Genomic DNA, 16,698 nt, shown 5'->3' with positions numbered 1-16,698 from the left:
CCACTCCTCCTACAAATGCAGTTCACGCTTCTGTTGACGCTCTACCTATTATCCTCTCTGGATAGCACTTTTACAAAACCGGGATGCTCCCCCTTGCCCTGCTAGGTGCGATCGTTCAATCGCTGCAAAGTACACCAGAAATCGAAAATTGGCAATATTTAGTTTCGCGTCCTCATGCTTGGCGCAAACAACTTTACATTAAGGGACGTAAATTACTGGCATCGACTATTTGGCGAGACATGACTGCCAATCCGATGTCACCCGAACAAGTTGCCCAAAATTGGGGTTTACCGCTGTCTGCTATCTATGAAGCGATTAATTACTGTGAGAATCATCAGGAACTCCTAAAATTAGAAGCCGACGAGGAACGCTATCGATTGGAAGCAAAAAAAGTCCAACTTGAGCCTACGAATGCTGCTTGACGAAGCTTCTCAAGCAAAATATTTAGTCAATAAGTAAGGAGGCTGAATAAAAAGCGCGATCGCCCTGCCAATTGACCAAATCAATAAATTCTGCCAACAGTGGCAAATCATCGAACTCTCCCTCTTTGGTTCGATCCTTCGTGACGACTTTCATGCAGACAGCGACATCGATATCCTAGTTGCTTTTGCCCCCACCGCCAACTGAGGTCTACTCGATCGCGCCCAAATGCAGGAAGAACTCGAAGCAATCCTCAGCAGACGAGTCGATCTAATCAGTAAACGGGCGATCGATCGCAGTTCCAACTGGATTCGCAGTCAAGAAATTCTCTCTACTGCTCAAACTATTTATGTCAAATAACTGCGATCGCGCTTCCATAATGGATCGCTCTTTTTATTTCAACAACTGCTTCTCCCGTTTTACCCGTTGCGCGATCGGGTATTGATAAGAAGTCGTGCCGATCGACTGCTTAAACAGATCGGCGAAAAGTCCGTTAAGGTTATCTGTTTTCAGCCGAGATTAGGTAAGCAAAATCGTTAGCTTGGTTGGTAAGTGCCAGCGATCGGCGATCGGAGTATAACACATCACTGGAACCGACCTTATGCTAAGTTATTGTTGGAATTAGAAGCGATCGGCAGCGCAAGCAGAAAAAGAGGATGTACAAAAATGGGTAAAGGTAGGTTAGAAGCGTTCAGCGATGGTGTAATCGCCATTCTCATCACCATTATGGTGCTGGAATTGAAAGTGCCCCATGAACCTGATTTAGCTGCGCTGCGTCCGCTAGTTCCAGTTTTTCTGAGCTATGTACTCAGTTTTATTTATCTTGGTATCTACTGGAACAACCACCATCACTTGTTACAAGCGGCTCGGCACGTCAATGGTAATGTGTTGTGGGCTAATTTGCATCTGCTGTTCTGGTTGTCACTTATTCCCTTTGTCACTGCCTGGACAGGCGAGAACCACTTCGCGGCCTGGCCAGTTGCCCTTTATGGCACTGTGCTGTTGTTGGCTGCGATCGCTTACTTCATTCTTACTCGTGTCCTTATTTCTTACCACGGTAAAGATTCCACTCTGGCAATTGCACTTGGGCGAGACTTTAAGGGGAAGGTATCAGTAGTGATTTATGCCGTAGCAATCCTGCTTTCCTTTGTGAACTCGTTGTTTGCTTTCATGCTATATGTTTTAGTTGCGATCGTGTGGCTTATCCCCGATCGGCGTATTGAGAGAAGTCTGAATTCGTGAAGAATGTTCCAGGAAAAGCCATCGCCAGCCAGCTAACACTTTGCTTTACCAATTACCAATTAACAATTAACAAATGACAATTCATCAAAACGGACTTTTTGTTGAACCTGGTCAAGGTCGTTCTTACTACCTTGGTCAAGACCTCTATACCTTCAAGGCAGTTGGTGAAGAGACAGGTCAAGCCTATGCGCTTTGTGAAGTAATTGTTGCACCTCAAGGCGGTTCCCCGCCCCATCGGCACCACCTAGAAGATGAATCATTTTATGTTCAAGACGGAGAAATTGAATTCCAGCTTGACGATCGTACTTTCGTGGCGACGGCTGGAACATTCCTTCATTCACCGAAAGGGCAGCTTCACCGATTTACAAATACGACCGCTACACCGGCTACAATGCTGGTTTGGGTAACTCCTGCTGGCTTTGAGAAATTCATTGCCGAAGTTGGAAAGGCAGTGAATGGTCAGATTACCCTTGGAGCATCCTTGACTCCTGAAGACCTGGACAAAATTCTTACCGCGGCTCCCAAATACGGTATCGAGATCGTACCTCCACCATCCGAGTAGCGAGGGTGCGATTTCTTACCGTAAAAAAACAACAACGCAAAGAAGTAAAGAGATAGCTCATAAGCAGTCCAACTTGACTCTACGAATGCTGCTTGAGCAAGATGCTCAAGCAAACTATTTGGCAATAAGTAAAGAGGCTGAATGAAAACTGCGATCGCCCTGCCAATTGACCAAATCATCAAATTTTGTCAAGATTGGCAAATCATCGAACTCTCTTTCTTTGGTTCTGTCCTTCGGGACGACTTTCATGCAGACAGCGACATTGATATCCTAGTTACCTTAGTTCTGACAGCCAATTGGAGTTTACTCGGTGGCGCTCAAATGCAGGAATAACTCGAAGCAATCCTCAGCAGACAAGTCGATCTAATCAGTAAACTGGCGATCGCTCGCAGAGTAAAAATAGTCATCAATATATAAGATGATTTACCTAAGTGAGTTTAGCGCTGGCCTTCCCACTCCGGCACAAACCAGATTATTTAGAGAATCCCCAAACAAACTTTGTACTCAGGCTAGAGACTTTTTACCTGTTGGCAATAAGCTAGTGAAAGCAGTTCTTTGTTGTCTGGTCGAGCTTGTAATTGAGCCGGAAGGGGCCACGAACCGGGCGATCGAAAAACGGAGACACGCAATTGAACTCCCCATTCTGCTCATGTTAATACCAACATCATTGCAAACAACCGTTGTGCTACCTAGTCAGCAAAAATCTGTGTCATAAATACATTCCAGGAGGCATCAAAACCTTCATAAGCGAATTTTTTACCGAATCTGCTGGCTACAACAAAGTCTTTTGGTCAAAAAACCCGGTTTCTGACCACCCGGGCGTCAGCCCTAAAATCGTTACGAACTCGATCGACAAATAAGAATCACTTGCATTAATATAGTAGAGCAATGATTGTAGATGGCTGTGGATGCACCATCGTGTCAATTACCAGATGAAAAAATCTATCATTATAAAACAATGAGCATTTCTCGGCGTATTTTTCTTGCCAGCGGTACAGCAATGGCTGTCGTGGCACTTGGGGAACTAAGCAAAACAGCCCCAGTCACAGCCCAAACGGGCACCCTCAACCTTTATTCAGCACGTCACTACGACACTGATAATCAGTTTTACCAAAGCTTCACGAAAAAAACAGGGATCAAAGTTAACCTCGTTGAGGCGGATGCTGACCAACTAATTGAACGGATTAAAAGTGAAGGTGCAAATAGCCCTGCTGATGTTTTCATCACCGTTGATGGTGGGCGTTTGTGGCGGGCGAAACAAGCAGGTATCCTGCAACCTGTTTCTTCAACAGTCCTGACATCCGCAATTCCAGCGAGTTTGCGAGATCCTCAAGGTTTCTGGTTTGGTCTATCGCGCAGGGCACGGGTGATTGTTTATAACAAAAGCAAGGTGAACCCTGCCCAATTGTCAACTTATGAGGCGCTGACAGAACCTCGGTGGAAAGGTAAAGTTTTAGTGCGATCGTCCACTAATATCTATAATCAGTCTCTTGTTGGAGCCATGTTAGCAACTCATGGGGCTCAAAAAACAGAAGCTTGGGCGCGAGGATTGGTGGCTAATTTTGCACGTCCTCCAGAAGGAAACGATACGGCGCAAATCAAGGCTGTTGCTGATGGGGTAGGCGATATTGCCCTGGTTAATACCTATTATGTAGCCCGCTTAATGAAATCGAAAGATCCAGCAGAACAAGCGATCGCGGCGAAGGTAGGTGTATTTTTCCCCAACCAGCGCGATCGCGGTACTCACGTGAATATTTGTGGTGCCGGTGTAGTCAAAACCTCCCGTAACAAAGCAGGCGCAACCAAATTCTTGGAACACCTAGCCAGTCGCGAAGCGCAACAAATTTTTGCTAGGGGTAATTACGAATACCCTGTGATTTCAGGTGTGGCGATCGATCCTGCTGTTGCCAGTTTTGGTACATTCAAATCTGACCCTCTCAACCCTGATGTGTTTGGGAAAAATAACTCCGACGCTTTAAAGATTGCCGATCGCGCAGGATGGAAATAGAGGCTTTTTGAACAAGAAGCTACTCTTTGTGATTCGGCGGTTTCAACCGCCGAATCCAACCAACTTTAATTTTTAATTTTACCATCCGGCATGATAGCGCCTTTCAGGTTTGCCCCTTTCAGATTTGTCCCTGTCAAATCAGCACTATTTAAGTCAGTTTCACTTAAATCGGCATTACTAAGATTGGCATTATTCAGTTTTGCCCCTCGCAAAAAAGCCCCTTTAAGATTTGCATTACTCAAATCAGCCTTTGTGAGATCGGCGGCAGATAAACCTGCTTTTTCCAGAGAAGCACCTTTTAAATTTGCACCTTTGAGATTGACGCTATCGAGTAAAGCTTCATTAAGTTTGACATTTTCTAGGACTGCACCTTCCAACTTAGCACCATTGAGATTAGCGCTTGTTAAATCAATGTTGCTTAACTTAGCGCCAGTCAGGTCGCATTCTGGACATTGCTTAGTTTTTTGTAATGTTTCGAGGGGGCTGGCCGCCTGTTTTTGGCATCCAAACGTGACCAAAATAGTAAGTAGTAAGAACGAGATTGTGCCAGTAGTGCGAGTAAACATTGGTGAATTTTTATTAATCATCTTGATTTGTAAAGGGATAATGTTAACTGTTAACCGTTAACTCTGTTGAAGACTTGCGCGATCGCGCAATTTTCCAACTTAATAAAATAACCGGTAACATCCCCACTAAAACAATAGCGAGTGCAGGGCCAGAAGCTTCAGCCAATCGCTCATCTGAGGCAAGTTGATAAGTTCGCACAGCCAAAGTATCAAAGTTAAAAGGTCTAATAATTATAGTAGCAGGTAACTCTTTCATTACATCAACGAATACTAACATCATAGCAGTTAATAAACCTCCCGTCATCATTGGTGTATGAACTGTAACTAAAGTTTGCATCGGACTATAACCCAAACTTCTCGCCGCATCATCTAAATTAGGCTTAATTTTGCTCAAACTTGACTCTACCGCATTTAAAGAAACAGCTAGGAAGCGAACTATATAAGCAAATACCAAAGCTGCGATCGTACCGCTTAACAACAAGCCTGTAGAAATCCCCAAGTTTTCACGCATCCAACTATCAAATAAATTGTCAATTTTACCAATGGGAACCATAATCCCCACTGCAATCACAGAACCAGGTACAGCATAGCCCATTGCCGCAATTCTAGTTCCTAACTGCACTCCTAAATTAGGATATAACCGTAAGCCATAAGCCATAATCAAGGCAATAACTACGGCTAAAATTGCTGTCAGTGTTGCCAAAATTAAACTATGACGGGCAAATATCCAAAAGCGTTCATCTAAGGTTACTTGCCAATTCGCTAATGTCAACTTGACTAAAAGACCTGCTGGCAATAAAAAACCAAAAAATAGCGGAATAAAACAAGCAATTACCGCTAAAATCTCCCGGATTCCTTTTAGTTGATAAGTTTGCAGTTGCCGATAGCGACTGCTAGCTTGATAATATTTAGTGCGACTCCGCGACCAGCGTTCTACTAAAATTAAACCCAGAACAAATAATAATAGCAGGGCAGCTAATTGATTTGCTGCAATTCGTTCTCCCATGCCAAACCAAGTCCGATAAATACCTGTGGTGAATGTATCAACTCCAAAATACTGAACAGTGCCATAATCGTTGAGAGTTTCCATCAAAGCCAGTGCTAAACCTGCAACTATTGCGGGTCTTGCCATTGGTAAGGCAACTGTAATAAAACTCCGCCAAGGGCTACAGCCCAGTATTCTACTAGCTTCTAGGGTACAAGTGGATTGCTCCAAAAATGCAACTCTTGTTAATAGGTAGACGTAGGGATATAAAACTAAGATTAGCATTAAGATTGCTCCCGGGAGCGATCGCACGTTAGGAAACCAATAGTCTCCATAACTCCAGCCAAAAATATAACGCAAAGCAGTTTGAACTGGGCCTGAAAATTCTAAAAAGTCTGTATAAGTATAAGCTAACACATAAGCTGGGGCCGCTAAGGGTAACAGTAATGCCCATTCAAATACGCGACTGGCCCGAAAGCGACACATTGTTACTAGCCACGCACATCCTACGCCGATCGCGACAACACCACAGCCGACACCGATCATTAACAATAAAGAGTTGACAATATAACGGGTTAAAACAGTCTCAGTTAAATGTTGCCATGTATCTTTAGCTTCAAAAAAAATACTGGATAAGACACTGAGAACTGGTATTGCGATCGGCAATGCTAAAGCGATAATTGCAACTGTCCACCCACTAGCGGATAGACCGCGTAAGGTCGATCGCCATTGGATTGTCCTGATTGCTGTTTTTTGTAGTGATTGTTGGGAATTTTTCATCGCTAGTAAAATGTCTAGCTTGCTAGTTTATCAGTAGGTGTAAACATTTGTCAAGTCTTTATGACAATTTATCTCACTAAAGTGGTTTATTGTAGAATAGTAAGTTGTTGATTATTTATAGTAATAATGGCTCGACCTATAATTCTGCATTTGGATGGTGTAACAAAACAGTATTCCCAAGCAGCATCACCTGCGGTGGCATCTGTCACCCTGACATTACATCAAGGAGATATACTGGGGTTGTTGGGGCCATCGGGTTGTGGAAAAACAACGTTGCTGCGGTTAATTGCTGGTTTTGAACACCTACAAGCAGGGGCGATCGCTTTAGCAGGAAAAACTGTAGCGAGTGTTAATATGTCAGTGCCGCCGGAACAGCGAGACATTGGTATGGTGTTTCAAGACTATGCACTTTTCCCGCATTTGACAGTCGCAAAAAATGTAGCTTTTGGCTTAACGCATCAAGGAAAAGAGTCAAAGCATAATATTCAGAAAGGTGTCGCAGAAGCATTAGCGTTGGTGGGATTAGAAGGATTGGAAAACCGTTATCCCCATGAATTATCCGGGGGTCAGCAACAGCGAGTGGCCCTGGCGCGTGCTTTAGCCCCTAGACCTGCGATTATTTTACTAGATGAACCGTTGAGTAATTTAGATGTACAAGTACGGTTAAGATTGCGTCAGGAAATCCGCGATATTCTCAAAGCAACGGGAACCTCTGGTGTATTTGTCACTCACGATCGCGAAGAAGCACTTTCGATTTCAGATTGGGTCGCGGTGATGCGTCAAGGTCAAGTAGAACAGTTTGGCACTCCAGAGGAAGTTTATCAAGAACCAGCATCTCGATTTGTGGCTGAGTTTGTGACGCAAGCTAATTTTGTGTCTGCATCGTTGAAGCAGGATTTTTGGGAAACAGAAGTAGGTTGTTTTGCTGTTAAACGAGATTCATGTTCACAAGTTCCCTGTGATGTTTCTACTCAAGGAGAATTGATGATCCGGCAGGAAGACTTGAGTTTATACTTAGATGAAGATTCGGCTGTTGTGATTTGCGATCGCCAATTTTTAGGCAGAGAAAATCGTTATTGTTTAAAGACTCCTTCGGGCGAAAAGTTATATGCGCTCACAACCACAGGAAATGTTTTTCCCATTGGTTCTAAAGTTCGGTTATCTTGTGGTGAGAATTCTCCCTTAGCTTTCTTTGTCGGTAAGCCTAAGCCATAGCTAATTGCTAATTGGGAAAAAATCCTCCCCTTCTTCCTGTCTCCCAGTTTCCCCCTCTTCCTTCTTCCTTATACTGTCTGATAGGTTTTCTGTCTATCGCTGTTGTCAGGGAAGGGGCTAGTCACGATATCCTCTGCTTTTATACCCCCTGCAATCAGCGCTTGGCTTAGACCTTCCTCGAAGTTATCTTCTTCAATTACAACTTGATTATCGACTAAACGAGCATGAAACAGAATCGTGTCAATCCAGCGCTGTTTATCCCAGCCTGTAGCCAGAATCAGAAAGTGACCAGAATCGACATCACAGACGGGGTAAAGCTGGATCGCCTGTAAACGGGGTTGGGCGCGAGTTGCTTCTTGCAGGGTGTTTTTGAGGATGTCTGCATAGCTTAGTGAGTTATCCATTGGAGAATCACCTCTTGATTTGGTTCGTAAACTAATAAGTTGATTTTATTTCGTTGAACGGCTAACTGAAAAATCGGTTTTTGAAAGTGTTTAATGTATATCGCTTGGCTCACAGCTAAAAACAACTGACGCTCCGGCTCTTGCCCTTCCAATGCCCATTGGTAAAGCTGAAGCTGTCCCATCGTTTTTTCCAGTTCACTGATGACTGAGGGTGAATCGAAGTCTTTGATTTCAACAGCGATTTTCTGCCCTTCTTTTTCCGCAGTAAAAAACTTTTCTGCTCCTAAGTCGGCTTTCAAAAGTGTCTGTTCTAACACTAAGACTAAAGGATCGTCCGTAATTGTCCACCCGTCTTTTTCGAGGGTGCGACGTAGGGAGAAGTGTAAATTATCGCGTCTAGACATTCGACATTCGAGAATTGAGGTTAGGAAAGATAAGCAGGGACTTTTTGAACTCCTATGTCTTGCAGATATCGCTTATTATGATCTAGGGTAACATATCTGCGATACAATTTAAGTTATACGTCATATAAAACTGGTAGGGAGTTTAAATGGCAAGGCAACCAATTGTTCTCAATGGAATAGAGTTCAAATTCCAGAAAGATGCTATTGAACACTTCAGAAATATGTTGGAGCGCTATCGAAATGGTCAAAGCATAGCAGGTGATGATCGCGATATGTTACTAGCTCTTCTGGAGCGCCATCCTGAAGCAGATAAAAAGATTGGATGTGGTATAAAACGTTTGTACAAATATAGAACCGATATGCCGACAAGTTGCTTTTGGATAGAAAGAACAGATGGATCTAAAACAGATTTTTCTTATCGCACAGCGATTTCTGCTAAAGGAAAGTCTCTTTATCAAAATTTTTTAGAAGCCTGCCGTGCCGCTGTTCAAGATGATCTTCGGCTAACTAAAAAAATATTCTTTGAAAAGTTGGCCGATCAGGATGGAAGAGTTGAATGCGATATTACTGGTGATAAAGTAGCTATTTATGAGAGCCATCTTGACCATAAAAAACCCTTGACATTTCAGGTTCTTGTGAACACTTTTATTGGCGCTAATGATATTGAAATAAAACCTGAAATGTTGTTAATGTCCCAGGATGCCCAGTTTCAAACAACTATGATTGATCAAGAGTTAAAGGATAAGTTTCGACGATATCATCATAAAATGGCGCAGCTTAGGGTTATTAAAGCGGAACAAAATCTTAGTCTTGGCGGCTCTGAGAGAATTCGGAAGATCCGTAATCCTGTATTGATTCCTAAGGAACTTTTAGGTGACTGATGTATCACATCTCTGTTGGAGTGGATGGACTCAGATTTCTGGTGCATTGCGAAGTTTTCTGGCAGCCACTCAACCGGAAGGTTACATTTTTTCCCAATAGATGAATGCGATCGCCTGCAACTCCTTCTCATCGCTCGCCCTATTTCTCTCTTTTTAAAAAATATAGCCACCACCAAGGCTCAAATCAGACCCGGATCGATCGCCTGCGATCGCCAATATGCCACCAACCCCGTCAGCAACAAATTCCCCTCGCTATCCACCAGCGCAACCATTGCTGAGTCTGATTTTGATAACTGCCTTCCCATAGGCCCAATTCTACTCCCATAAGTTCGATCGGCTAGTGAAGGAAAGGATATTACAAAATAAAAGCCTTTCATCCCGGTGACTTTAGTCCGGAGATGAAAGGCTTTTGCAGGTTTTGACCAGCCATCAATCTTGTTGGTTTGACAGATTTAAGCTAACTTTATTCAAATGCAAGTATGTTAATTTTCGGACTTATGTCCTTGCGATTCTCGCACAGCAACTTCTGAATCCGGCTGATTCAGAGCCATTTCTAGAGATTTAGCCATCTCGACTGACTCGGGAGTGCGCTTAGAAAATCCCCACACAAACATCAAGACGATACTGGAAACTAGCAGCCATTGCGGAGGAACTAAATCCGGATTAATTACTTTCACCAACAACCGCATTCCCACGAACCCAACAGTGATGTAACCAGCACTTTCTAGGTGAACGAATTCATCCAGCCAGCGGATGAACAATCCGGCCATGAATCGCAGGGCAATAATTCCAATAGTAGCGCCTGTTACAACGATAAAAGTGTCGTCAGAAACAGCGATCGCAGTAGTAACGCTATCCAAAGAAAACGCTAAATCCGTAAAAGCAATCATGGGAATTGCTTGCCACACAGACGCAAATCTCGGCCCATGATGTTCTCCTTCGGAGTCTGTCTCTGAAGTAAAATGTTGGAAAACAAGCCACAGCAGGTAAAGTGCACCAAGCAGTTCAAACTGCCAGAACTGGATCACCCAAGTAGCCGTTAAAATTAGTGAGATCCGCAGTACAAAAGCAATTATCAAACCCAAGTTGAGAGCTTTTTGCTGATCCTTGGCATCTTCCAAACCTTTAGAAATAGACGCCAGGGCGATCGCGTTGTCAGCCGAAAGTACAGCCTCCAAAGCCACCAAAACCAACAATAATAAAAAGCCGTCAACTCCAAAATTGGGTGAAGCGTCGAGAAATTGATCTATCATTAACTATTTTGGGCACCTAAGATTGGCAAGGGTCGAGCGCAGCGCAAATTACCCGCTCTGTCTAAAATTAGTGTCACCTTCACTTAAATCTTAACCTAATGCGGTAATTCTGCACTACTCCGATCGTCGGAACGAAGAAAGTTGGGCAACGGATTCGTTTGCTTCGGATGTAACTGATGTAACTGATGTAACCGATGGATGTTGAGGTAAGAGGGCACAAAGAAGAGGGAAGAAGCAGGATTTTTCCCACTCTCCCACTCTCCCACTTTCCCGATCTCCGACTCCCCCACACCTCCACTCTCCACTCTCCCACTCCTCCCCGAACCCACCAAATTTATTTCAAGTTGTAACAAATGATTCCCAAAAGCGCCAATTTGTCTGAAATTGGTGAAAGCTCGTGCCCGCGAAAAGGAGTTTTCCCAATATGTCTTTAACAGATACCCAAGTCTACGTAGCGCTCGTAATTGCTTTGATTCCCGGAATCATGGCTTTCCGGCTCGCAACTGAACTGTACAAGTAGTTTCCAGGCACCAGCCGCGAACCGCTCGATCGCCTGCCCTAGTAGTTAACTCTCTGGCATTACAGACAATTGCTGCCTCAGTGGAGTAAATTGTCTGTTGTCACCAAGACGAGACTGCAAGGGCAGGCATTTTTATTGGGAAATTCTGTCCTCAGGCGTCACCTCGCACCCCAGAATGCCCCCGCCACAGCGCAAGCTTGTTGCTAATAGAGGAATGGGTGACGAAGGAGGAGTCCCACCACGCTCGTCGATTTTGAGCTGAGCGAGAACAGACCAGGGGTAGGCGACGACTCACTAATTAAGTCTATCATTGGGACGATTAATGGCATATTTGACAACTCCCCATGCCTCCCATAGGAAGGAATTCATAAGACCATAATTAAGTCTTACAGGTGATGACAAATCACCTCTACACGCTCAAAAACCACTACCATTACGATTCGTATTGCAATTGCGCTTACTTTTATCTTGTTTTGCTTTCCGAGTCCATCACAACGCCTCTATTGGTAAGCTGCGTGTCCACCATTGCTTGTTTGCCCAGGCTTATGTCGTGCCGATCCGATATAAATCAGGGGTTGCTCCTTAATAAAACACTTCAACGCTACGCCTGGTTATTCTTACTCGGCGATTAGTTCTAGCATTTTGACAGCCGTTGAAACCGCAACCGCGTTCCTCCCATGTCGGTAGCCCAGGGCTTCCCGCTCGTTCTTCGGCGATCGAATATATAGTACGGACATCTTGCAAAAGTCATGCTGAAAAGTTGAGTTCGTAATTTATAGATGCCCGCAATCAAGTTGAAGTTTAAGCCAAATCTGCAGACTTCTTACAAGCATTCGCAAACTATCTTGAAATGCCTCTGCGTTCATCTGCGGTTTCCTTATTGCATCAAAGATTGATGCAATCTTGTCTCATCATTCAGCAAGCATTGGCGAGTAATGCGATTGTCGCCATTGAGGATTTGACCAAAATCCGAGAGCGGACTAATCAGATGTCCCGCACCAAAACAGAACGCAGACGTTCTAATAGTTGGGCGTTCTATCAGTTGCCACAATTCCTTGATTAGAAAGCTATTGATGCTAGGCTTGAAGTTCGCTATCAATCCCCGCTACACGAGTCAAACCTGCGATCGATGTCTGCACATCCATCCGGCTGGCGTGAATCCTATCGGATTGGAAAAAGCTTTAAATGCGGACATTGTGGCTGGCATGGCGATGCTGATTTGAATGGTGCGAAGATGATTAAATTATTTGGGTTGTCTGTAAACCGACTTGAAGGCAACAAGCTATTCTTTAGCTTGAGGGCTGTTGAAAGCCGCCGCTAACGGCTAACCGCTGTTAGCGGTGGGTAGTTTACTCAGTCTCAAAAATCTTGGCTGTCAGCACCCTGACAAACCGGGGGGGTGTGCGTTAAGCTCAGAATTTTCTGTTTTCAGCTCTAAAACCTCAGTCTCAGGTATTTGAAAAAAAATTATGCAAGCGATTCAACCCACCGTTACTCCACTGCGACCTGTAAAAAACTCCCCTCGGGTTGCTCCTCGTCGCAGCAGCAGCCGCCAGCGTTCCTACCCTCACCAAACGCTCGGCGCCGAAACAGGAGTCAAGTTAGCAGTCAACATCGTACTTTCAGTCTGTGCCGCTTCTGCTTTGATTCAGCTTTGGCCTCACTACCGGGCCGTGCAAGAAAAATTGCACGAAATCCAAGCTGAAGTCAATCTTACCCAAGGGCGAGTCGATCGATCGCGATCCGAGTTTAACCGCTACTTTGACCCCAGTCTTGCTAAAACTGTGATGCAAGAGCAAAGCAATCAAGCTGACCCCCAGCAGCGTCCGGTGATTTTGCAGGAACCCGAGGTACTCGAAGCCGAGGAATCAACCCCGCAACCTTAAGGGAAGGGAATTTTTTGGTTTTGAATATCACGTCCGATAGCATCATTCTTGTATGTCATTGCTTCGTACAGCGAACAATGACAGATGAATCTGTCGGACGTGATATGACTTTTGAGTTAAAGAGCTTTTAGGATCGTTCTTGTCTGTCATTGCGACCGAAACTCAGACCTGTGTATTGACGCCCTGCTGCAAGCTCAAAACTTCAAACTCCGGCTTATACTGACTTGGCCAGCACGGTTGTTTCTTTCAGTAGTTGCAGTGCAGCTTGATATTGCAAGTCTGCTGCGGTGCCGATTTGATCGCGCGCAATGGGTTCCAAAGGCACGACCCGATCGGGCGAAATCCCCAGTTTGTTAATATCTGTGTGGTTCGGCGTCTCGTACTTAGCAACTGTCACCGCTAACCCGGAACCGTCAGACAAATCAAACAGCGACTGAATCAGCCCTTTACCAAAAGTCTTTTCTCCGACCAGTTGAGCTCTGCCGTTATCTTGCAGCGCACCAGCCAAAATTTCGCTAGCACTGGCAGTACCCTTGTTCACCAAAACAATCAGCGGATCGCCAGTCAAGGCTTGTCCTGAGGCTTCAAAACTGCCGAGAATGCCTTGTCGGTTAACCGTGTAGACGATCGTCCCGGAATCGAGCCACAAGCGGGCAATTTCAATCCCTGCTTGCAACAGTCCGCCCGGGTTGTTTCGCAGGTCGAGAATGTAGGCGGCGGCTCCTTGTTTTTCCAAGCCGTCGATCGCGCGAGCGACTTCCTCAGTGGCGTTAGCGCTGAATTGACTGAGGCGAATGTAGCCCACCGGTAAATTCTCCGCCCCCGACTGCAATTCGGCGTAAACCGGATTCAGAGCAATGCGATCGCGCACTAGCTTAATTTCCTCAGCAGCGTCCCTTCCCTCGCGCCCCAAGGTCAAGGTAACGGGAGTGCCGATGCGGCCGCGCATTCGAGTTGCTGCTTCGTCTAGGCTCAATTCTGAGGTAGGAGTGCCATCAATTTTCAGAATGCGATCGAGGGGTTGGATGCCGGCTTTATCCGCCGGTGAGCCGGCCAAAGGAGCCACCACTGTTAGGGTATTTGTCTGGGGGTCGATCGCAATTTGCAGCCCAACTCCCGTCAATTCTCCGGAAGTGTTGACCTGCAAACTGCGGTACTGTTCGGGTTTCAGCAGTCGAGTGAAGGGGTCATCGAGATTCGCCAGCATCCCCTGAATAGCCGTGTAAGTCTGCTGTCTGTCGTTGAGCGGTTGCTTGACAGCTTTTTCGCGAATCGACCACCAGTTTTTAGAGTTGAATTTGTCATCCACATAAGAGCGATTGACAATTCGCCAAGCTTCGCTCAAAAGCTGCTGTTCTGGAGTTAGGGCCGCCGCAGGCCCGGCCCACGGGCCTAGAACCAGGGCGACTTGGAGGAAAAGTAAAATAGCAATCTGGAAAACTCGTCTGTGCATGATTTTTCTGTAAAAGATAGGCAAGTATTGCATCTCCTGTATTTTAAGTTTGTAGGCTTTTAAGCTTTTGCGCATTTAAATATCCCCAAAGCATTCGGCATTCGTCAAACCTCCGCCGCCAACAAAAAATTAGTTAAATGTAACATTTAATCGCAAAATTAGTGAAGTTTTATCATTAATATTAAAATTAACGCCCCAGCGACCCGCTGGCCGGCTCGGACTTTGGTTCTCCGCTCGGCTCTTGGCTGTATGCCAGCTTGGGGCGAATGTTGAGCTTGCAGAAAATGGTATTTGAGACTCGGCAAAAGCATCGCTCGCGTGAAATTTGCACAGCAATTATGTTACATTTTTTATCACAGTCTGGAATTCGATCGGGCAACGCCAGCGAGTAGGGACAAGCCACCGCTTAGTTTCCCAGGGCTTGCAGGCGATCGCACAATAGAGTTCCTTTCGTCAGCTCCAAATTTAAAAAATAGCCTCAGGCATTTGCTAGTAAAAGCAAGCTGCTCGGCGCGGGGCGACAAAAAACCTTGTGGCTGCTGCCCTGAACCTCAACCACAGCAATATTCTTTTAGGAATTCTGGCTCCATGTTTTCTAAACAAATCACCGACTCAAAAACCTACCAGTGGTTTGAGGAACGCCTGGAAATTCAGGCGCTCGCCGATGACATCACTACGAAGTACGTACCCCCGCACGTCAATATTTTCTACTGCTTGGGCGGAATTACTCTGGTTTGCTTTCTGATCCAGTTTGCCACCGGATTCGCCATGACCTTCTATTACCGTCCTACGGTAGCAGAAGCTTTTTCTTCAGTGCAATACCTGATGAATGAAGTCAACTTCGGCTGGCTGATCCGCTCCATCCACCGCTGGTCTGCCAGCATGATGGTACTGATGATGATTTTGCACACCTTCCGGGTTTACCTGACCGGCGGCTTCAAAAAGCCCCGCGAGTTAACCTGGGTGACAGGAGTAATCTTGGCAGTCATCACTGTTTCTTTCGGCGTGACCGGCTATTCGCTGCCTTGGGATCAAATCGGTTACTGGGCGGTTAAAATCGTTTCGGGCGTCCCCGAAGCCATCCCGTTTGTCGGCTCTTTGATGGTTGAACTGCTGCGCGGCGGTGTCAGCGTCGGTCAAGGCACTTTGACTCGCTACTACAGCTTGCACACTTTTGTGTTGCCTTGGCTGATTGTAGTATTCATGCTGGCTCACTTCTTGATGATTCGCAAGCAAGGTATCTCTGGCCCGTTGTAAGTTTTGAGTTGTGGGGGCGGTATTTTTTTGCCCCCCGCTGCATTTTGAGTGGAAAATTCAGAATTCATCACTCATGATATTTATTTACGGTCAATACTTCCTGCGATCGCGCCGCTGATTCAGACTAACGAATACAGCGGAATCCCAGGCCCGGGTAAAACTAAAAGGAGAACACTCTCACTATGTCTATTATCAAAAAACCAGATTTGAGCGATCCAGACCTCCGCGCTAAGCTCGCTAAGGGCATGGGTCACAACTATTACGGCGAACCAGCTTGGCCTAATGACTTGCTCTACGTTTTCCCTATAGTAATCATGGGAACGTTTGCTCTTTGCGTCGGTTTGGCTGTACTCGACCCGGCTTTGGTTGGAGAACCGGCTGATCCTTTTGCTACTCCGCTGGAAATTCTGCCGGAATGGTATTTGTGGCCTGTGTTCCAACTCCTGCGGGTTTTGCCTAACAAATTGTTGGGTATTGCTTGCATGGCTGCTGTTCCCCTTGGCTTGATTTTGATTCCGTTCATCGAAAGCGTTAACAAGTTTCAAAATCCGTTCCGCCGCCCTGTTGCTACTACAGTTTTCCTGTTGGGAACTGCGGTAACTCTGTGGTTGGGTATTGGTGCTATTTTCCCGATCGACAAATCTTTCACGCTGGGTCTTTTCTAAGATTTAAGCTTGCTTGATTTTGACGCCTGCGGATTTTCTGTAAAGTGCTTTGGTACTGGTGGGAAACTTTAGCGGGCGTCATTAGATTTTAGATTTTAGATTTTAGATTTTAGATTTTAGATTTTGGATTTAATATTTTGGATTTAATATTTATAGCTCTAAAATTTAATAATTATCGGTAATTAATTGTGTGAGTT

Annotated in this window: 22 protein-coding genes and 1 pseudogene; 15 read left to right on the top strand and 8 right to left on the bottom strand. The window is 45.2% G+C overall.

Annotated features, from left to right (window positions below; translation table 11 throughout):
- Positions 1–83 precede the first annotated feature (83 nt).
- Positions 84–422, top strand: coding sequence for a hypothetical protein (locus E5S67_RS21620; RefSeq protein ID WP_216670629.1), 339 nt, complete (start codon positions 84–86; stop codon positions 420–422).
- Between the two features lie 22 nt (positions 423–444).
- Here the strand turns inward: E5S67_RS21620 and E5S67_RS34520 are convergent, their stop codons facing one another.
- Positions 445–576 carry a hypothetical protein gene (locus tag E5S67_RS34520; protein WP_339382947.1) on the bottom strand — a complete coding sequence of 44 codons (132 nt, stop codon included), beginning with the start codon at positions 574–576 and terminating at the stop codon, positions 445–447.
- On the opposite strand from E5S67_RS34520, the gene E5S67_RS34515 reads away from it, so the two are divergent.
- From E5S67_RS34515 to E5S67_RS21595, 6 genes are all read left to right on the top strand, one after another.
- Positions 532–627: a nucleotidyltransferase domain-containing protein gene (locus E5S67_RS34515; protein ID WP_339382948.1), complete on the top strand. Its 96-nt coding sequence runs from the start codon at positions 532–534 to the stop codon at positions 625–627. The two genes, E5S67_RS34520 and E5S67_RS34515, sit on opposite strands and share 45 nt — an antisense overlap.
- Positions 628–648: 21 nt before the next feature.
- Complete coding sequence (locus E5S67_RS34510; protein ID WP_339382946.1) at positions 649–780, top strand: hypothetical protein; 132 nt, start codon at positions 649–651, stop codon at positions 778–780.
- A gap of 306 nt (positions 781–1,086) precedes the next feature.
- Positions 1,087–1,662 carry a TMEM175 family protein gene (locus tag E5S67_RS21610; protein ID WP_172190439.1) on the top strand — a complete coding sequence of 192 codons (576 nt, stop codon included), beginning with the start codon at positions 1,087–1,089 and terminating at the stop codon, positions 1,660–1,662.
- A 73-nt stretch (positions 1,663–1,735) separates the two neighbouring features.
- Positions 1,736–2,224 carry a cupin domain-containing protein gene (locus E5S67_RS21605; protein WP_172190435.1) on the top strand — a complete coding sequence of 163 codons (489 nt, stop codon included), beginning with the start codon at positions 1,736–1,738 and terminating at the stop codon, positions 2,222–2,224.
- A 141-nt stretch (positions 2,225–2,365) separates the two neighbouring features.
- Positions 2,366–2,557, top strand: a complete 192-nt coding sequence (locus tag E5S67_RS21600) for a nucleotidyltransferase family protein (protein ID WP_172190434.1) — start codon at positions 2,366–2,368, stop codon at positions 2,555–2,557.
- A 625-nt stretch (positions 2,558–3,182) separates the two neighbouring features.
- Positions 3,183–4,232: a Fe(3+) ABC transporter substrate-binding protein gene (locus tag E5S67_RS21595; RefSeq protein WP_172190438.1), complete on the top strand. Its 1,050-nt coding sequence runs from the start codon at positions 3,183–3,185 to the stop codon at positions 4,230–4,232.
- A gap of 65 nt (positions 4,233–4,297) precedes the next feature.
- Here E5S67_RS21595 and E5S67_RS21590 read toward each other — a convergent pair whose 3' ends face one another.
- Both E5S67_RS21590 and E5S67_RS21585 read right to left on the bottom strand, forming a co-directional pair.
- A complete protein-coding gene (locus E5S67_RS21590; RefSeq protein WP_172190433.1) occupies positions 4,298–4,819 on the bottom strand; it encodes a pentapeptide repeat-containing protein in 522 nt (173 codons plus the stop codon).
- A 22-nt stretch (positions 4,820–4,841) separates the two neighbouring features.
- Positions 4,842–6,563, bottom strand: a complete 1,722-nt coding sequence (locus tag E5S67_RS21585) for an ABC transporter permease (protein WP_172190432.1) — start codon at positions 6,561–6,563, stop codon at positions 4,842–4,844.
- A gap of 126 nt (positions 6,564–6,689) precedes the next feature.
- Here E5S67_RS21585 and E5S67_RS21580 point away from each other — a divergent pair, with 126 nt between their 5' ends.
- Positions 6,690–7,778, top strand: a complete 1,089-nt coding sequence (locus E5S67_RS21580) for an ABC transporter ATP-binding protein (RefSeq protein ID WP_172190431.1) — start codon at positions 6,690–6,692, stop codon at positions 7,776–7,778.
- Positions 7,779–7,846: 68 nt separating this feature from the next.
- Here E5S67_RS21580 and E5S67_RS21575 read toward each other — a convergent pair whose 3' ends face one another.
- Both E5S67_RS21575 and E5S67_RS21570 read right to left on the bottom strand, forming a co-directional pair.
- On the bottom strand, positions 7,847–8,182 hold the full coding sequence (locus tag E5S67_RS21575; RefSeq protein WP_172190430.1) for an element excision factor XisI family protein: 336 nt from the start codon (positions 8,180–8,182) through the stop codon (positions 7,847–7,849).
- A complete protein-coding gene (locus E5S67_RS21570; RefSeq protein ID WP_172190429.1) occupies positions 8,167–8,586 on the bottom strand; it encodes a XisH family protein in 420 nt (139 codons plus the stop codon). Before E5S67_RS21570 ends, E5S67_RS21575 begins: the two co-directional genes overlap by 16 nt.
- A 146-nt stretch (positions 8,587–8,732) precedes the next feature.
- Between E5S67_RS21570 and E5S67_RS21565 the strand changes: the two genes are divergently transcribed.
- On the top strand, positions 8,733–9,467 hold the full coding sequence (locus E5S67_RS21565; protein ID WP_172190428.1) for a DCL family protein: 735 nt from the start codon (positions 8,733–8,735) through the stop codon (positions 9,465–9,467).
- Between the two features lie 227 nt (positions 9,468–9,694).
- Here the strand turns inward: E5S67_RS21565 and E5S67_RS34830 are convergent.
- Positions 9,695–9,804 (bottom strand): annotated as a pseudogene (locus tag E5S67_RS34830) (Uma2 family endonuclease); the annotation flags it as partial.
- Positions 9,805–9,949: 145 nt separating this feature from the next.
- The gene (locus E5S67_RS21560) at positions 9,950–10,720 is read right to left on the bottom strand and encodes a TerC family protein (RefSeq protein WP_172190427.1); all 771 of its coding nucleotides are present in this window, start codon (positions 10,718–10,720) and stop codon (positions 9,950–9,952) included.
- 424 nt (positions 10,721–11,144) lie between these two features.
- Here E5S67_RS21560 and psaM point away from each other — a divergent pair, with 424 nt between their 5' ends.
- From psaM to E5S67_RS21540, 4 genes are all read left to right on the top strand, one after another.
- A complete protein-coding gene (gene psaM / locus E5S67_RS21555) occupies positions 11,145–11,240 on the top strand; it encodes a photosystem I reaction center subunit XII (RefSeq protein WP_006633247.1) in 96 nt (31 codons plus the stop codon).
- Positions 11,241–12,090: 850 nt separating this feature from the next.
- Positions 12,091–12,303 carry a hypothetical protein gene (locus E5S67_RS34505; protein WP_172190426.1) on the top strand — a complete coding sequence of 71 codons (213 nt, stop codon included), beginning with the start codon at positions 12,091–12,093 and terminating at the stop codon, positions 12,301–12,303.
- Positions 12,304–12,313: 10 nt separating this feature from the next.
- The gene (locus E5S67_RS34500) at positions 12,314–12,463 is read left to right on the top strand and encodes a hypothetical protein (RefSeq protein WP_172190425.1); all 150 of its coding nucleotides are present in this window, start codon (positions 12,314–12,316) and stop codon (positions 12,461–12,463) included.
- Positions 12,464–12,709: 246 nt separating this feature from the next.
- On the top strand, positions 12,710–13,126 hold the full coding sequence (locus tag E5S67_RS21540) for a slr1601 family putative cell division protein (RefSeq protein ID WP_172190424.1): 417 nt from the start codon (positions 12,710–12,712) through the stop codon (positions 13,124–13,126).
- A gap of 214 nt (positions 13,127–13,340) precedes the next feature.
- Here E5S67_RS21540 and ctpA read toward each other — a convergent pair whose 3' ends face one another.
- Complete coding sequence (gene ctpA, locus E5S67_RS21535) at positions 13,341–14,579, bottom strand: carboxyl-terminal processing protease CtpA (RefSeq protein WP_172190437.1); 1,239 nt, start codon at positions 14,577–14,579, stop codon at positions 13,341–13,343.
- Positions 14,580–15,167: 588 nt separating this feature from the next.
- Here ctpA and petB point away from each other — a divergent pair.
- Together petB and petD are read left to right on the top strand one after the other, a co-directional pair.
- Positions 15,168–15,836, top strand: a complete 669-nt coding sequence (petB, locus tag E5S67_RS21530; protein ID WP_172190423.1) for a cytochrome b6 — start codon at positions 15,168–15,170, stop codon at positions 15,834–15,836.
- Between the two features lie 182 nt (positions 15,837–16,018).
- On the top strand, positions 16,019–16,501 hold the full coding sequence (gene petD, locus E5S67_RS21525; protein ID WP_172190422.1) for a cytochrome b6-f complex subunit IV: 483 nt from the start codon (positions 16,019–16,021) through the stop codon (positions 16,499–16,501).
- The last annotated feature ends 197 nt before the right edge of the window (positions 16,502–16,698 follow it).

Source organism: Microcoleus asticus IPMA8 (assembly GCF_013179805.1).
Taxonomy (GTDB): domain Bacteria; phylum Cyanobacteriota; class Cyanobacteriia; order Cyanobacteriales; family Microcoleaceae; genus Microcoleus; species Microcoleus asticus.
This window is presented reverse-complemented; position numbering and strand designations above follow the sequence as displayed.

Excerpts from the sequence above, each read along its gene's own strand:
- E5S67_RS21595 (WP_172190438.1), top strand. The coding sequence starts at position 3,183 with ATGAGCATTTCTCGGCGTATTTTTCTTGCCAGCGGTACAGCAATGGCT.
- ctpA (WP_172190437.1), bottom strand. The coding sequence starts at position 14,579 with ATGCACAGACGAGTTTTCCAGATTGCTATTTTACTTTTCCTCCAAGTC.
- E5S67_RS21560 (WP_172190427.1), bottom strand. The coding sequence starts at position 10,720 with ATGATAGATCAATTTCTCGACGCTTCACCCAATTTTGGAGTTGACGGC.
- E5S67_RS34505 (WP_172190426.1), top strand. The coding sequence starts at position 12,091 with ATGCCTCTGCGTTCATCTGCGGTTTCCTTATTGCATCAAAGATTGATG.
- petB (WP_172190423.1), top strand. The coding sequence starts at position 15,168 with ATGTTTTCTAAACAAATCACCGACTCAAAAACCTACCAGTGGTTTGAG.
- E5S67_RS21605 (WP_172190435.1), top strand. The coding sequence starts at position 1,736 with ATGACAATTCATCAAAACGGACTTTTTGTTGAACCTGGTCAAGGTCGT.
- E5S67_RS34520 (WP_339382947.1), bottom strand. The coding sequence starts at position 576 with ATGAAAGTCGTCACGAAGGATCGAACCAAAGAGGGAGAGTTCGATGAT.
- E5S67_RS21570 (WP_172190429.1), bottom strand. The coding sequence starts at position 8,586 with ATGTCTAGACGCGATAATTTACACTTCTCCCTACGTCGCACCCTCGAA.
- E5S67_RS21610 (WP_172190439.1), top strand. The coding sequence starts at position 1,087 with ATGGGTAAAGGTAGGTTAGAAGCGTTCAGCGATGGTGTAATCGCCATT.
- E5S67_RS21600 (WP_172190434.1), top strand. The coding sequence starts at position 2,366 with ATGAAAACTGCGATCGCCCTGCCAATTGACCAAATCATCAAATTTTGT.
- psaM (WP_006633247.1), top strand. The coding sequence starts at position 11,145 with ATGTCTTTAACAGATACCCAAGTCTACGTAGCGCTCGTAATTGCTTTG.
- E5S67_RS21565 (WP_172190428.1), top strand. The coding sequence starts at position 8,733 with ATGGCAAGGCAACCAATTGTTCTCAATGGAATAGAGTTCAAATTCCAG.
- E5S67_RS21585 (WP_172190432.1), bottom strand. The coding sequence starts at position 6,563 with ATGAAAAATTCCCAACAATCACTACAAAAAACAGCAATCAGGACAATC.
- E5S67_RS21575 (WP_172190430.1), bottom strand. The coding sequence starts at position 8,182 with ATGGATAACTCACTAAGCTATGCAGACATCCTCAAAAACACCCTGCAA.
- E5S67_RS34510 (WP_339382946.1), top strand. The coding sequence starts at position 649 with ATGCAGGAAGAACTCGAAGCAATCCTCAGCAGACGAGTCGATCTAATC.
- E5S67_RS21620 (WP_216670629.1), top strand. The coding sequence starts at position 84 with ATGCTCCCCCTTGCCCTGCTAGGTGCGATCGTTCAATCGCTGCAAAGT.
- petD (WP_172190422.1), top strand. The coding sequence starts at position 16,019 with ATGTCTATTATCAAAAAACCAGATTTGAGCGATCCAGACCTCCGCGCT.
- E5S67_RS21580 (WP_172190431.1), top strand. The coding sequence starts at position 6,690 with ATGGCTCGACCTATAATTCTGCATTTGGATGGTGTAACAAAACAGTAT.
- E5S67_RS34500 (WP_172190425.1), top strand. The coding sequence starts at position 12,314 with ATGCTAGGCTTGAAGTTCGCTATCAATCCCCGCTACACGAGTCAAACC.
- E5S67_RS21590 (WP_172190433.1), bottom strand. The coding sequence starts at position 4,819 with ATGATTAATAAAAATTCACCAATGTTTACTCGCACTACTGGCACAATC.
- E5S67_RS21540 (WP_172190424.1), top strand. The coding sequence starts at position 12,710 with ATGCAAGCGATTCAACCCACCGTTACTCCACTGCGACCTGTAAAAAAC.